Below are 245 nucleotides of genomic sequence, written 5' to 3'. Positions count from 1 at the left end.
CCCGGACCACGCGCGGCGCGGTGCTGGAGACGGCGACCCACCCGGCCGGCCAGTTGGTCGCGACGGACACCTACCGCTGGCTGCCGGGCCGGCCCTTCATCGTGCATGACGTGGACGCGCGCTTCGACGGCCAGCCGACGCGGTCCATGGAGGTCATGGGGTATGACGCCACGAAGCAGCGGCACTTCGCGCGCTCCGTTGACGACCAGGGCCAGAGCGAAGTCTTTGTCGTCGATCTCGACGGC

At 70.6% G+C, this 245-nt stretch carries 1 protein-coding gene; it reads left to right on the top strand.

Features of this window, described 5'->3' with window-relative positions; translation table 11 throughout:
- On the top strand, positions 1-245 hold a 245-nt coding region (locus AC0IZJ_RS28640; RefSeq protein WP_471855667.1), incomplete at both ends, for a hypothetical protein.

The sequence above is a fragment of the Roseateles sp. AC306 genome (assembly GCF_979253795.1).
This window is presented reverse-complemented; position numbering and strand designations above follow the sequence as displayed.